The sequence below is a fragment of the Candidatus Schekmanbacteria bacterium genome, assembly GCA_003695725.1.
GTDB lineage: Bacteria > Schekmanbacteria > GWA2-38-11 > GWA2-38-11 > J061 > J061.
The window spans coordinates 1-13,410 of sequence record RFHX01000004.1 but is presented as its reverse complement, the minus strand read 5'-3'; the positions used below and the strand labels follow the sequence as shown (position 1 = coordinate 13,410).

Below are 13,410 nucleotides of genomic sequence, written 5' to 3'. Positions count from 1 at the left end.
CCTCACCAATTCTGCCTGCCTAATTGCAAGCTTGCTTTTTCTTGTGCCAAGTCTTATTCGTTTCACATCTTCTTTTTATTTCTTGGGATATACCGACTCAACAAATTTCTTTATCTCTTCTTTTGAGGCTTTTCTTTTAATCATATCAAGAAGTCTTCCATCAGAAAGCTTTTCAAGAATTCTCATTTTTTCTTTCTGAGAAAGATTTTTGTCGGAGTAAATTTCGCTTCGAAGTTGGGATAAAATAGAGGCATAAAATGTATATTCACTACCAATCAGATCCTCGATAGACTCTCTCACTTTGCGTGAAAGTAGGGGAATTGTGCCGTTTGTGGAAATCGAGATAGTCAAATTCCCTCGCCTTACTGTTGCAGGCAGAATGAAATCACAATCTTTTGCAGAATCGACGACATTTACAAGAATCTTTTTCTCTCGTCCTATCTTGGCAATCTCTCTGTTAACCTCTTTGTCATCAGTTGCTGCAATAAGAAGAAATGCATTCTTCAAATCAGATTTTCTTAACCGCCTTTTGATAATCTTTAAATTTGATAACTTTGAGATACTTTCAAATCCACTAACAAAGTCATCAGCAATCACTTTGACTTTTGCATCTGCCTCCAAAAGCCCTTTTACCTTTCTGAGGGCAATTCTTCCTCCTCCTACCACTATGCAAGATTTTCCGCTTATATCAAGATAAAGAGGATAATATTTTTTTCTCTTATTCAAGATTTGAGTCCTTTGAATATCTTTTCCATCGATGAAATTGTTTTATCAATAATATCATCATTGTGCGCGGCAGAGAGAAAGCTTGTTTCATAGGGAGATGGAGGGAAATAAAGCCCTTGCTCAAAGGATAGTGAAAAAAATTTCCTGAACATTTCGCCGTTGCATTTGCTGACTGTTTCATAATTTTCCACCCTTTTTCCTTCTGTAAAAAAAATAGTAAACATAGATGCAATTTTATTTATCACAATTTTTATTCCCTTGGATAAAGCTATTTCTTCAATGGCATTACAAAGTTTCTTCGTCCTCTCTTCCATTTCATCGTAAATATTGTTTCTCAAAAGCACCTCTAATGTTGCAACTCCACAGGCACATGCCAGTGGATTGCCTGAAAGTGTGCCTGCCTGATAAACATCTCCTAAGGGCGAAACCTTCTCCATTATCTCCCTTCTTCCTCCATACGCACCAACAGGAAGGCCTCCTCCTATTATCTTACCCAGACAGGTAATGTCAGGAAATACTTTGAATCTTTCCTGCGCCCCTCCCAAGCTGATGCGATACCCGGTAATCACTTCATCGAAGATTAGGAGGGAATTGTTATCTTTCGTTATTTCTCTCAGTGATTGAAGAAAACCATCGACGGGAAGAACTGTGCCCATATTTCCTGCAACTGGTTCCACTATGACACATGCAATATCATCACCATATCTATCAAATGCCTGCTGCACAGCGCTTGTGCAGTTGTAAGGAATGACTACCGTATCTTTTACAATTTCCTCAGGCACCCCTGCCGACGATCTTATATTTGCCGTTGCAAGTCCTGAACCGGCTTTAACGAGCAGAGGGTCCCAATGTCCATGATAACATCCTTCAAATTTAACGATCTTCTTTTTTCCTGTAAATGCCCGTGCAAGACGGATTGCGCTCATAACCGCCTCAGTGCCGGAATTGACAAGACGCACCATTTCAATCGAGGGAACAGTTCTTACAATTGTCTCACAAAGCTTCACCTCTATTTCAGTAGGAGCTCCAAAACTTGTACCCTTTTCGATTGCGCTCATAGCCGCTTGAACAACATCCCTGTGGCAGTGGCCAAGAATCAATGGTCCCCATGATGAAAAATAATCGACGAAACAATTCCCATCTTCATCATAGATATAAGCGCCTTCTCCTCTTTTTATGAAAGGAGGATATCCGCCCACCGCATTCCACGCACGCACTGGACTGTTGACTCCGCCGGGGATATATCTTTGCGCTTTTTCAAAAAGTTCTTTTGAAATATCCTTGTTCATATGAAAACAGAATTTTAAAAGTTAGATGAAAGACCTTATATTTAGAAAATCTATATCAAGTAGAAGAAATAGAGTCAATGAGGACTAAATATGTGATATGCCATCTTGACTTGGAAAATTTACTATATAATGTTCATCAGATACGAGTAATGAGAATCCTTCTTGAAGTAAAATTCATTCACTGATAGATTGGATATAATTAGAAATCGATTTGCCAATATTTTTCAGGTTGAAATCTTGGAATATGGAAAACTCTATTAAAATTTTTAAAGCCCTTTCAGACGAATCGAGGATGAGGATTTTCAATCTTCTTCTTCTCACTGGAAGAGAAATAAATGGAAGAAAAATTTCTCTTGCTTTAAATATTCCTCAATATGCCGTTTCCAAACATACCCAAATTTTGTTGAATGCCGGACTAATTGAAAAGAGAAGAGATGCACAAAGCGTAAACTTTTCAGTTTCTCCTTTTACAAAAATTAGGAAAGTAGAGTTTTTAAAATTCTTTGATTCCATATTCGAAAATTCAGAAAAGTTCAGAGAAGACCTGCAAAGATTCAAGGAAATGGTTGAAGGAGAAATAGAAAGATGAATGAAAAGAAGAGAGTGCAGAGAATCGACTCGGAATTTAGGTTCAGTGCAGATGCTCCTGAATATGATTCCCTTATAGAAAAAGTCAGTCCTTACTACAATACACTTATTGAGGAAACAATCAGGGCAATACCATTTGATAAGGATAAGAAATTGAATGCCCTTGAAATAGGTATAGGTACAGGACGAGTTACGGAAAAATTCATTGAAAAATATAAAAATGCCCATATCACCGGGGTGGACATATCCGAAGAGATGATAAATGTAGCTAAAAAAAAATTTTCAAATCGGAAAAATGCCTTCTCTTTTCTAATTCAAAAAATTGAAGACTTAAATTTAAAAGAGAATTACGACTGTATCTATTCCTGCCTTGCTCTTCATCATTTAAAGGATGAGAAGCTTAAATTTCAGTGTTACAAAAAAATCTTTGATGCGCTCGATGACGGAGGATTCTTCGCAAATGGAGATTTGATTGCAGGAGAAAACGAAGAAGAAAATTTTTTCTTTAGAGAAAACTACAAAATGTTCTTGAAGAAAAATCTTGAAAGGGAAGAAGAAGTCGAATTTTGGATGAGACGCCACCTTGAAAATGATTATCCTGCACCCCTCACAAAACATCTCGAATTATTGAACAAAGCAGGATTTAGAAAAGTTCAGGTATATTGGAAAAAAATGAATTATGCCGTCTTTGGTGCAGTCAAATAAATCTATTTACCTGTGGGAAATACTTTAATCGCATTTTTTCGCATAGCAACTCTAATCGAACTTCCAACAGCAAGATTCAACCGTAAGAAATTGTAATATGGAATGTTTATTTCAAAGTCGTATTGCTCCGTTGTCTCACCTTCGCCTTTTATTTTAAAATAAATCGTGTGACTCACGCCATGAGGTATGACATTTTCAATCCTTCCTGAAAAAACATTGTCCTTGAGAGACTCTCTTATTTCTCTTCCATCGCGAAGAATCTTTATCTCCTGCGGCAATACACAAAACTCCACCTTATCCCCAAGCTTAAAACCCTCAAAAAATGGAGTTATCACTTCATAGCATTCAAGGGCGATTACCATTTTATTATCTTCCTTATCAATTTCTTTGATTCTGCCATTGAGGATATTTCTGAAACCCATAAAGGAAGCAACAGTCTTGTTTACAGGATTATAAAAAACATCATCCTTCAAAGCTTCCTGCTCAATCCTTCCGTCAATTAAAACAGCGATTTTATCGCTCAAAGTGTATGCCTCTTCAAGGTCATGGGTAATATGAATTACTGTTGTGCCAAATCTATTATGAATTTCTCTCATCTCAAACCATAACTTTTTTCTCAAACTCTCATCGATGGATGAGTAAGGTTCATCCAAGAGCAAAAGCTCGGATTCTCTAACCAACGCTCTAACTATTGCTACCCTCTGTTTTTCTCCTCCGCTCAATTCTTCCGGTTTTCTTTGAAAAAGCTCTTTTATTCTGAAAATTTCAGCAAACTCATTTACTTTAGCTTTAACCTTATCAACATTTTTCATTCCAAAAAGGATATTCTCAAAGACATTCAGAAAAGGAAAAAGGACAAAGTCTTGAGGCACATAAGCAAAATTTCTTTTTTCCGGGGGGATATGAGAAATATCCTTCCCCTTGAAATAGATAGTGCCTTCCGTTATTTTTCTCAACCCTGCAATACACTCAAGAAGAATTGTTTTCCCCGAGCCGGTGGGACCGAGAATAGTAAAGTATTCCCCTTTCTCCATATGAAGATTAATGTCAGACAACAAAAAATTTCCTTCACAGCAGGACAAGGATTGAAGTTTCACCATAACAGCTTCTCTCCTGTTATTCTTCTGATTGACAAAAGCATCAATACAGCTATTGCAATCAATATAAAGACGACAGCCATCGCCCTTTCAATGTCAGCATTGGAAAAACTTAAGAAGATTGCTATGGGAAGAGTTTCTGTCCTCATAGGCATTGCGCCTGCAAGAGTAACTGTTGCACCAAATTCACCAACAGCACGTGCCCAAGTAAGAATTGCCGATGCCAATAAACCTTTTTTCGCAAGTGGAATTACTATTCTGAAAAATGCCGCAAAACTATTGAATCCTAAACTCCTTCCCATTTTCTCGAATCTCTGGTCAATATCATCAAAAGTGGCTTTTAAAAGACGCACAGCAAGAGCGCAAACTACTGTAAACTGGGCTAAGACTATTCCGGGTATGCTGAATACAAAAGGAAATGTTGTGCGCTCGATGAATTTTCCTGCTGGCGTATTGAAAAATATTAAGAGTATTGCACCGAGTGCTACCGGAGATATTATAATGGGAATGTCAAGGACTACATCGATTATTCCTTTCAATGGAATCCTAAAGCGTGAAAGCGCATAAGCAGATGGTATAGCAATTAGAAGAGACAACAATGTTGAAACGGTTGCTGTAATGAAACTAAGTTTAACGGCATAGATTATTTTTTCTGAAAACAGCAGTTTAATAAACTTTTCAAACTCGATAACAGTAACACCTGAAAGAATAATTGCTATGAAATAAAGAAATAAGCAAAAAAGGATACTCAAAGCAGATATTCTGAATAATTTATCGGTTGCGTATTTCATAATAAAACTCTATCAATAATCACCGAGCTTATACTCTCCCCCAGCAGAAGCATAAGGGGCATCTCTTTTGGCATCTTCAAAGGACAAATAGAAACCCCATTTGCCAATTATTCTTTTAGAAAAATCACTTTCTAAAAAAGTGATGAATTTCTGAGCAAGCTCATTCTTACTGCCGTATTTCGTAATGGCAACAGGTATAAAAGCTATTCGAGGTATTTCATCTTTTTTAAGTGGTATAATTTTCACTTTATCAGAATTCCACCTCCCAAAAACTGACCATCCTATTGCCGCATCAACCGTATTCATTGCCACAAGTGAAGCAGTCTTTGCGCAACTTTCAGCATAGTTGATTATATTTGGTTTCACTTTTTCATAAATCCCTTTTTTCCTCAAAAGCTCGACTGCATAAACTCCAAGGCAGACTGATTGAGGATTTGCTATCAGCACTCTAACATTTGGCTTGGCAAGGTCTGAAAGCTCTTTTATCCCGGCAGGGTTGTTGGAGGGCACGGCAATTGCCGGTACAATCCATGCTATTTTCTTACAGTCATCTTCTTTCACTACTCCTTTTCTGACTGCTTTGATCATAAAATCAGGTGAACCCGGTATATAAATATCGCCTCTTTTCGAAATTTCAATTTGTGAAAGCATCGTCCCTGAGCTTCCAATATGAAGATTTACATTGATCCTTTCCCTCCTTTCAAATTCAGGAACAATCTCTTCAATTGCCGGTTTAAAAACAGAGCCACAAAATACCTCGATATTACCTCTGCCCTTATATTCTGCTTCAAGGAGAAATGGAAAAAAAGATAGCAAAATAGTGATAAGAAAAAAAAGAGATTTTACTTTATTTTTTTGCAAAAGATTCATCTCTGATTTTCTTTCAAAGGACTCAATTATGATTGTTCACCTGTAAGAAAATTTGAACTTCTTAAACTTCTTATCAACTTCATCCCTTATGCCTTTCGAAATAGCTTCATAATAATCAATCAATTTCCTGCCGTCTTTTGTTAAGGTTGTACCACCATATCCTGCACCGCCCTTTGTTTTTTCAACAAGCTTCAACCCGCTTCTCTCCTCCATAGACTTGATATAAGACCAAGCTCTCCTATAAGTAATTCCTAATTTCGATGCGGCAGACGAAATTGACCCTGTCTTTTCAATCTCTTGAAGAAGCCTTTTTCTGCCCTCCCCAAAGAAGGGCTTCCCCTCTATTTCAAGCCATACTTTAGATTTCACACTAAGCTTCATTCTTCCCAATCAAAAACTTTTTTGCAGCTAAATATGACAAATTTGCATATCGGTGTCAATAATTTATTGAACAGAAAAAGATATGAAAAAAATAGAAACCAAAGAAATTAGCTCTTTTTAAAAGCACCAAGATTGGAAATTAAAATTCCTATCAATATACCTATTGCCATAATCAAAAGGACAAGAAAAGCGCAGGGAATGGAAGCATTCCATATCAGAAATCTAAGCTCAACAGTACTGGCATTCTGCACCGCAAAAATTACTACAAGGAGAAGTATAAAGGTTATTAGTATTCCTTTTAACTTTTTCATAACTTTCTGCTATTCATCCATAAATGCCAATAGGAATACTTAAAGAAGTATCTTTGAATAATTATTGAGACTGATGCGCCTTTTCAAGAGTGAGCAAGCGCTCCCAATCTCGGTCAATTATTTGCTGAATCTCATCTATCACATGCCTGTTTTCTGGCCGTTTCAGATGTGAAAAACGCCCCTGATATTTGAGCCATTCTTCAATTGGCTTCTTCTCTTTTGGCTTTACATTAATTTTCAATTTTCCATTTTCTATTTCATAGAGAGGCCAATAACAGGTTTGTACGGCAACCCTGCAAACTTCTACTGCTTTACCTGTATCATTTCTCCATCCTCTGTTGCAGTTGGCTATCACATTTATAAAGCTTGGACCGCCGCAATTGAGAGCTTTTTTTACCTTTGTTACAAGGTCATTCCAATGGCTTGGAGAAGCTTGCGCCGCATAAGGAATTTTGTGTGCTGCAACGATTTGGGTAAGGTCCTTTCTGTCCTGCTTTTTCCCAAAGCTTACATCTCCTGCAGGTCCTGTTGTCGTATGCGCGCCATAAGGCGTAGCGCTTGACCTTTGTATGCCTGTATTCATATATGCTTCATTATTATAACAAACATAAAGGAAGCGATGCCCTCTCTCGAGCGCTCCTGAAAGAGACTGCAAGCCAATATCATATGTTCCTCCATCACCGCCAAAAGCAATAAAATCGATTCTTTTGTCTTTGGGAATCTTTCCTTTTTTTACAAGGGCGTTATACATTGCTTCAACACCTGATATAGTTGCCGCGGCATTCTCAAAGGCATTATGTATAAAAGGAACGCGCCAAGCTGTATAAGGGAAAATAGTCGTCGCCACTTCAAGACAACCTGTTGCGCATGCAACTACAGTAGGATTTTCAGTGGCAAGCATTACCTGTCTTACAACGATTGAAACCCCACAGCCTGCACACAATCTATGACCCGGTGATAAAAGATCCTGTTTTTTTGATAATTCCTTTAACGATGCCATTTATTATTTCTCCACTTTTTTCTTCTAAACCTTTTCCCGCACACCTATCCAATTATAAGTTCTTGCAGGTTTACCTTCCTTTATTGATGAGATAAGTCCTTCATATATGCTTCTTAATTCATCTATGCCTATATCTCTTCCTCCAAGACCATAGATATAGTTTGTAATAAAGGGCTTGGAATCTGCCTCATACATAGCCGATCTTATATCGAGAAACAATGGTCCTGCTGTGCCATATGATGAAGATCTGTCGAGGACTGCCACTGCTTTAACATTCTTCAATGCCTCCCTAATCTCATCAGCAGGAAAGGGCCTAAAAACCCTTATCTTTAAAACGCCTGCTTTAATCCCTTCCTGTCTCAGCATATTTACAACATATTTTGATGTTCCTGCTGTCGAATTCAGTGCAACAATCGCAACTTCCGCATCTTCCATCATATAGGAATCAATTAGTCCATATTCATAACCAAACTCTTTTTTAAATTCTTCTGCCACCTTCAAGATCTCAGATTTTGATGATTGTATGGCATCATCAACCTGTTTTTTATGCTCCATATAATAATCCTGCAGGTCTAATGCACCGTAGGTCACTGGATTATCAACATCCAAGAGAGGTTTTCTCGGTTTAAATTCTCCAACAAATCTTTGAACTTCATCATCTTCGAGCATTTCAACAGATTCAATGGAGTGGCTTATAATAAATCCATCAACACAAACCATTACAGGCAGCCATACTCCTTCTCTATTACAGATTTTTGCCGCTTGAATAATGTTGTGATATGCCTCCTGTGCATTCTCAGAATAAAGTTGAATCCATCCTGCATCACGGCAACCCATAGAATCAGAGTGGTCGCAATGTATGTTAATTGGAGCAGACAAAGCCCTATTGACTACTGTCATAACGATAGGCAAACGCAACGCCGATGCAACAGGCAAAAGTTCCCACATAAGAGCAAGTCCGCAGGCAGAAGTTGCAGTCATAACTCTGCCGCCTGCCGCTGAAGCGCCGATGCAGGCGCTCATAGCACTATGCTCACTTTCTACTGTTACAAGCTCTGTATCGACAAGGCCATCTGCAACTGATTGAGCAAATATCTGCATCACTTCAGTTGATGGAGTTATTGGATAAGCTGCCACAACATCAGGATTTATCTGACGCATACATTCAGCAACTACCTGATTTCCTGTCATTGACTCGCGTTTTGCCATTATTTGTTACTCCCTCACTGATTAATTATTTTTTGAATTTCACTTCTTCTTCCATCGTAATAGCACGAATCTTTGGAGGACATTCATTTGCACAAACTCCACAACCTTTGCAAAATCTCAAATCAGCGCCCTTGACCTTTTCATCTTCTACGATGATGCAGGAATCAGGACAATATATCCAGCAGGTAAGACATTGAATACACTTTTCAAAATCCCATACAGGCCTGAATGTCCGCCAACCGCCGGTTTCATACTCTGCGGCATTGCCGGCTTCTTCAATCAATCCTCCCAAAGGAAGCTCTTCTTTATTTTTCAAAGTCATAGACCCTTTACCTCCTCGTAAGCCCTTTCAACGGCTTTTATATTTGCTTCAACTACACTTGGGCCAAATTTTTTGCCAAAACTCTTTTCAACCTCTTTTTTGACATCTTCAAGTTTTATAATATCAGTTACTCTTGCCACAACGCCTAAGATTGGAGTATTCGGTATAGGCCTTCCAATTGTTTCAAGCGCAATCTTTGTGGCATCCACTGTATAAACTTTTCCAGAGTTGAGATTTAGTTTCTGCTTTATTTCATCAGGATTCATTTCACTGTTGACAATATATATCCCACCGTCCTTGACTCCCTCTGTAACATTGACACTGTCTATCAATGTTTGGTCTATAACTATAACAATAGAAGGATTGTGGACCTGACAATGAATCAAAATTTCCTCATTTGAAACTCTATTGTATGCCCTCAGCGGCGCACCCATCCTTTCAGGGCCATATTCGGGGAATGCCTGCACATATTTTCCTCCAGCCATTGCCGCATCAGCAAGAGCTTTTGCCGCAGTTACCGCCCCCTGCCCTGCACGAGCATGCCAGCGTATTTCGATAAATTCACTCATTAACTGCCTCCTATACATCCATTTTCATAATTTTACAATATTCTTCTTCCCTCGAGAGCTCTTGAAATAGTAATATCATCTGCATATTCGAGGTCGCCGCCAACAGGAAGACCGTATGCAATTCTTGAAAGCTTGATTCCCAAAGGTTTTAAAATTTTTGCAATGTACATCGATGTTGCTTCTCCCTCTGAGCTTAAATTCGTAGCTATAACAACTTCCTCTGGCATTATTCTTTTTACTCTTTCCACTAATTCTTCTATTTTTAAATCTTCTGGGCCAATTCCATCAAGGGGTGATATTGCACCGCCCAATACATGATAAAGACCCTTGTATTTTCCTGTCTGTTCAATAGCAATCAAATCTGTATAATTTTCAACAACACAAATGACTTTTCTTGTTCTTTCTTCACATTTGCAAATAATACATATATCTTCTTCAGTTATATTGAAGCACTCTTTACAAAATCGAATATTTTCTTTCAACTCTTTTATTGCGTCAGCCAAATTTTCAGCTTCACTCTTCTCCATTTTGAGAATATGTGCTGCAAGCCGATTGGCTGTTTTTCGTCCAATGCCGGGAAGTTTCGTAAGAGCTTGTATCAACTTTTCAAGAGTAGGAGACGCATATTTCATAGAAAAAATTAGAAACCCGGAATATTTAACCCCAATCCGCCAGTTACTTTTTTCAACTCTTCTTCCATCATCTCCTTGGATTTTCGCAATGCCTCGTTTACGGCGGCAACGATAAGGTCTTGAAGCATTTCCTGCTCATCACTGTTGATGACTTCTTTCTCAATCGCTACGCTGACTATCTCCTGCTTGCCGTTTGCTACAACCTTTACCATCCCTCCCCCTGCAGACGCTTCTACCTCTTTGTCTGCGAGCTCTTCCTGAATCTTTGCTATCTGCGCCTGCATCTTTTGTGCCTGTTTAACAAGCTGATTGAAATTCTTCATAAATTAACACCTCTTTTTCTTTTCTTAGTTATCAATTCTTAATATCCACAATTCTGGAAGGAAAGCAATTCAAAATCGCTTGCACATTTCTATCTTCCATCGCTTCTGCAATCAAAGCATCCTTACTTATCTTTTTTTCTTCCTTACTAATCTTTCCATTGCACTCTTTTTCTTTTTTTTCAACCTCTATTTTAAGCTTAACTTCTTTCCCAAATGCTTCTTTCACAGCTTCGCTGATTATAAGAGGATTTTTACCCATATTGACTGTGGAATAAGTTATGTCATCGTCAACGAAAATCTGCAATATATTGTTATGAAAAACTTTTCTGCAGCCATTTGAAAAAATGCTGTTTAAAATTATTGACCTTTTCTCAAGAATTCTCAAAAATTCATTCCATTTATCACTCTGCGATAGAGGAACAGTCTGTATGCCTGCGCTGACATTTGGAGGAGATGATTCTTTGGCGGAAAATTTTGCATTATTTGTATTATATGAAGATTGGCTTTCAAATAGAGACTTATTTTCACGATTGCGGCTCTGCTTCGAACCATCCTCATTTCGTGGGAACCCTCTGCTTTCTCTCTCTGATGAAGACAACTTATTTAAAATATCATCTATAGGTACGGTAAATTTGCTTCTCATACACCTCAAAAGAGAAACTTCCAAGACCAAAAAGGGATTTTCAGCCCTTTTAATCTCCTTACTGCATTCATAAAAAAGATTAAAAAGCATAAGCCACTCATCAAAGCTTCTTTGTGCAGAAAGTTTTTTCTTCAAATCTAATCCCTGTAAAGTGCCTGCGGCATTATCTTCGCCTGCTGAAATTACAATTATATCTCTCAAAAATTTTAAAAAATGCTCGCAAAAAGAATCAACATCATAACCACGCTCTGAAAGCTGAGAAGTAAGTTTGATTATTGCCTGAGCGTCATCATTCACAATCGCTTGAACCGTATCTGCAAGAAACATTGAATCAACAATGCCAAGTATATCCTGTACGATTTTAGCTGTAATCTTTCCTTCTTCAGAAAAGGAGATAATACTTTCAAATACTGACAAAGCATCTCTCACACTTCCTGAAGCCGATAGGGCTAGAATTTTTAAAGCTTCATCTTCAATTTCTATATTTTCATCTTTTGCAATTTTTGAAAGAAACTCAACAATCACATTGTCAGGCAGCGTCTTGAAATCATATCGTTGACATCGTGAAAGAATAGTTGGCGGAAGCTTATTTGGATCTGTTGTAGCCAAGATGAATTTTACATGAGGAGGCGGTTCTTCAAGTGTTTTAAGAAGGGCATTGAAGGCTTCTGTCGTAAGCATATGAACTTCATCTATGATATATATTTTATACCGCGATTGAATAGGCGCAAATTTTGCCTTTTCACGAAGTTCTCTTACTTCACCAATCCTGCGGTTTGAAGCTCCATCGATTTCGATAACATCAAGAGATGAGCCTTCGCTTATTGCCCGGCAGTTTGCGCATTCGTCACATGGCTCGGGAGCAGGGCCATTTTCACAATTTAGAGCTTTGGCTAAAATACGAGCTGTTGTAGTTTTACCTACTCCTCGTGTTCCTGTTAGAAGAAAGGCATGAGCTATTCTTCCTGTTTTTACTGCATTTTGCAGGGTTGTGGTAACATGCCTTTGCCCTATAACTTCAGAAAACTTCTGAGGTCTTTTTTTACGGGCTAAAACAAGATAAGATTCTTCACTCATTATTCAGATTCAACCGTTTAAAAGAAAAGTTTAAGGGAATTATTTTTATGTTTTCACAGAGGTTTTGAAAAATCAAGAGGAAAAAAATTTTAATTTTTTTTATACTTCCCCTCTGGGATTTATCATCCTTATCTCTGCATCTTTTTCCTTAACGATATAGCAGACAAGTCCCTTATATTGCCTTATTCTATCTGACAATTTGTTGTGAGACAAAAAATCGTGAACTGCTTTTGCGCATCCTTCCCATGCATAATAATCATCTATTATGATTAAACCGCCTTCCCTCACTTTTGGATAAAGGTAATTCAAACAGTGTGCTGTAGATGAATACCAATCTGCATCAAGCCGCAGTATAGCAATGTTGTCTTCAAATTCTGTCGATGATAGAGTTTTATCAAACCATCCTTTGATTATGTGATAATTTTTTGCCTTTGCCATCTTCATAGCTTTATGAGCAAAAGAAGCATCTGTTGAACAATTATTTAGGTCATTATGCGCCTGCCATTCCAAGGCTTTTTTACCGTCAATCTCTGAAGCCGGAGGTAATCCTTCAAAGCTGTCAAAGAGATAGTAGTGTCTTTCATCTCCCAATAAAGAGGCAATTCCTCCCATCATTCCTCCACGCCAAACTCCGCATTCAACAACACAGCCCGATAATTCTTTGTATTCATTGATAAGTGTTAAATTAGCACAAAAATACTCTTTAGGTACTCGAGTATATTCTTGGAAATCTTCATAAAGTGCTTCATAGAGGCGAAGCAAAGCGGAATCGGAATTTTTCTTTGAAGTAATAAAGCTTGTAATTTTTTTAATCATTTTACCAAAAAAGCTTAAAACATCTCTTATATAAGAGTATCTAAAAGGATGTCCTCAAAAT

The 13,410-nt window shown here is 37.9% G+C and carries 17 protein-coding genes; 2 read left to right on the top strand and 15 right to left on the bottom strand.

Going from position 1 to position 13,410, the window contains the following annotated elements; genetic code table 11:
• Positions 1–75: 75 nt before the first annotated feature.
• Positions 76–759 carry a bifunctional precorrin-2 dehydrogenase/sirohydrochlorin ferrochelatase gene (locus D6734_00170; GenBank protein RMF98517.1) on the bottom strand — a complete coding sequence of 228 codons (684 nt, stop codon included), beginning with the start codon at positions 757–759 and terminating at the stop codon, positions 76–78.
• Positions 723–2,015: a glutamate-1-semialdehyde-2,1-aminomutase gene (hemL, locus tag D6734_00165; GenBank protein RMF98516.1), complete on the bottom strand. Its 1,293-nt coding sequence runs from the start codon at positions 2,013–2,015 to the stop codon at positions 723–725. Before hemL ends, D6734_00170 begins: the two co-directional genes overlap by 37 nt.
• A 244-nt stretch (positions 2,016–2,259) precedes the next feature.
• Here hemL and D6734_00160 point away from each other — a divergent pair, with 244 nt between their 5' ends.
• The gene (locus D6734_00160; GenBank protein RMF98515.1) at positions 2,260–2,604 is read left to right on the top strand and encodes an ArsR family transcriptional regulator; all 345 of its coding nucleotides are present in this window, start codon (positions 2,260–2,262) and stop codon (positions 2,602–2,604) included.
• A complete protein-coding gene (locus D6734_00155) occupies positions 2,601–3,308 on the top strand; it encodes a class I SAM-dependent methyltransferase (protein ID RMF98514.1) in 708 nt (235 codons plus the stop codon). Before D6734_00160 ends, D6734_00155 begins: the two co-directional genes overlap by 4 nt.
• Before the next feature lie 2 nt (positions 3,309–3,310).
• Here the strand turns inward: D6734_00155 and D6734_00150 are convergent, their stop codons facing one another.
• The 13 genes from D6734_00150 to D6734_00090 form a co-directional block, all read right to left on the bottom strand.
• Entirely contained in the window at positions 3,311–4,408 is a 1,098-nt protein-coding gene (locus tag D6734_00150; protein ID RMF98513.1) for an ABC transporter ATP-binding protein, read from the bottom strand.
• Entirely contained in the window at positions 4,402–5,196 is a 795-nt protein-coding gene (locus D6734_00145) for an ABC transporter permease subunit (GenBank protein ID RMF98512.1), read from the bottom strand. Before D6734_00145 ends, D6734_00150 begins: the two co-directional genes overlap by 7 nt.
• Before the next feature lie 12 nt (positions 5,197–5,208).
• Positions 5,209–6,066, bottom strand: a complete 858-nt coding sequence (gene modA / locus D6734_00140; protein ID RMF98511.1) for a molybdate ABC transporter substrate-binding protein — start codon at positions 6,064–6,066, stop codon at positions 5,209–5,211.
• 36 nt (positions 6,067–6,102) lie between these two features.
• Positions 6,103–6,447 (bottom strand): LysR family transcriptional regulator, encoded by a 345-nt coding sequence (locus D6734_00135; GenBank protein ID RMF98518.1) that lies wholly within the window; start codon positions 6,445–6,447, stop codon positions 6,103–6,105.
• A 107-nt stretch (positions 6,448–6,554) separates the two neighbouring features.
• Complete coding sequence (locus D6734_00130) at positions 6,555–6,758, bottom strand: DUF1049 domain-containing protein (protein ID RMF98510.1); 204 nt, start codon at positions 6,756–6,758, stop codon at positions 6,555–6,557.
• 61 nt (positions 6,759–6,819) lie between these two features.
• Positions 6,820–7,758 carry a pyruvate ferredoxin oxidoreductase gene (locus D6734_00125; protein RMF98509.1) on the bottom strand — a complete coding sequence of 313 codons (939 nt, stop codon included), beginning with the start codon at positions 7,756–7,758 and terminating at the stop codon, positions 6,820–6,822.
• 24 nt (positions 7,759–7,782) lie between these two features.
• Positions 7,783–8,967, bottom strand: coding sequence for a pyruvate ferredoxin oxidoreductase (gene porA / locus D6734_00120; GenBank protein ID RMF98508.1), 1,185 nt, complete (start codon positions 8,965–8,967; stop codon positions 7,783–7,785).
• Between the two features lie 25 nt (positions 8,968–8,992).
• A complete protein-coding gene (locus tag D6734_00115) occupies positions 8,993–9,289 on the bottom strand; it encodes a ferredoxin (GenBank protein RMF98507.1) in 297 nt (98 codons plus the stop codon).
• Positions 9,286–9,858, bottom strand: coding sequence for a pyruvate synthase (locus tag D6734_00110; GenBank protein ID RMF98506.1), 573 nt, complete (start codon positions 9,856–9,858; stop codon positions 9,286–9,288). Before D6734_00110 ends, D6734_00115 begins: the two co-directional genes overlap by 4 nt.
• Before the next feature lie 32 nt (positions 9,859–9,890).
• The gene (recR, locus tag D6734_00105) at positions 9,891–10,490 is read right to left on the bottom strand and encodes a recombination protein RecR (GenBank protein RMF98505.1); all 600 of its coding nucleotides are present in this window, start codon (positions 10,488–10,490) and stop codon (positions 9,891–9,893) included.
• An 8-nt stretch (positions 10,491–10,498) separates the two neighbouring features.
• Positions 10,499–10,813, bottom strand: a complete 315-nt coding sequence (locus tag D6734_00100) for a YbaB/EbfC family nucleoid-associated protein (GenBank protein RMF98504.1) — start codon at positions 10,811–10,813, stop codon at positions 10,499–10,501.
• A 31-nt stretch (positions 10,814–10,844) separates the two neighbouring features.
• Positions 10,845–12,533, bottom strand: coding sequence for a DNA polymerase III subunit gamma/tau (gene dnaX / locus D6734_00095; protein ID RMF98503.1), 1,689 nt, complete (start codon positions 12,531–12,533; stop codon positions 10,845–10,847).
• A 99-nt stretch (positions 12,534–12,632) separates the two neighbouring features.
• Positions 12,633–13,349 (bottom strand): hypothetical protein, encoded by a 717-nt coding sequence (locus D6734_00090; protein ID RMF98502.1) that lies wholly within the window; start codon positions 13,347–13,349, stop codon positions 12,633–12,635.
• Positions 13,350–13,410 lie beyond the last annotated feature (61 nt).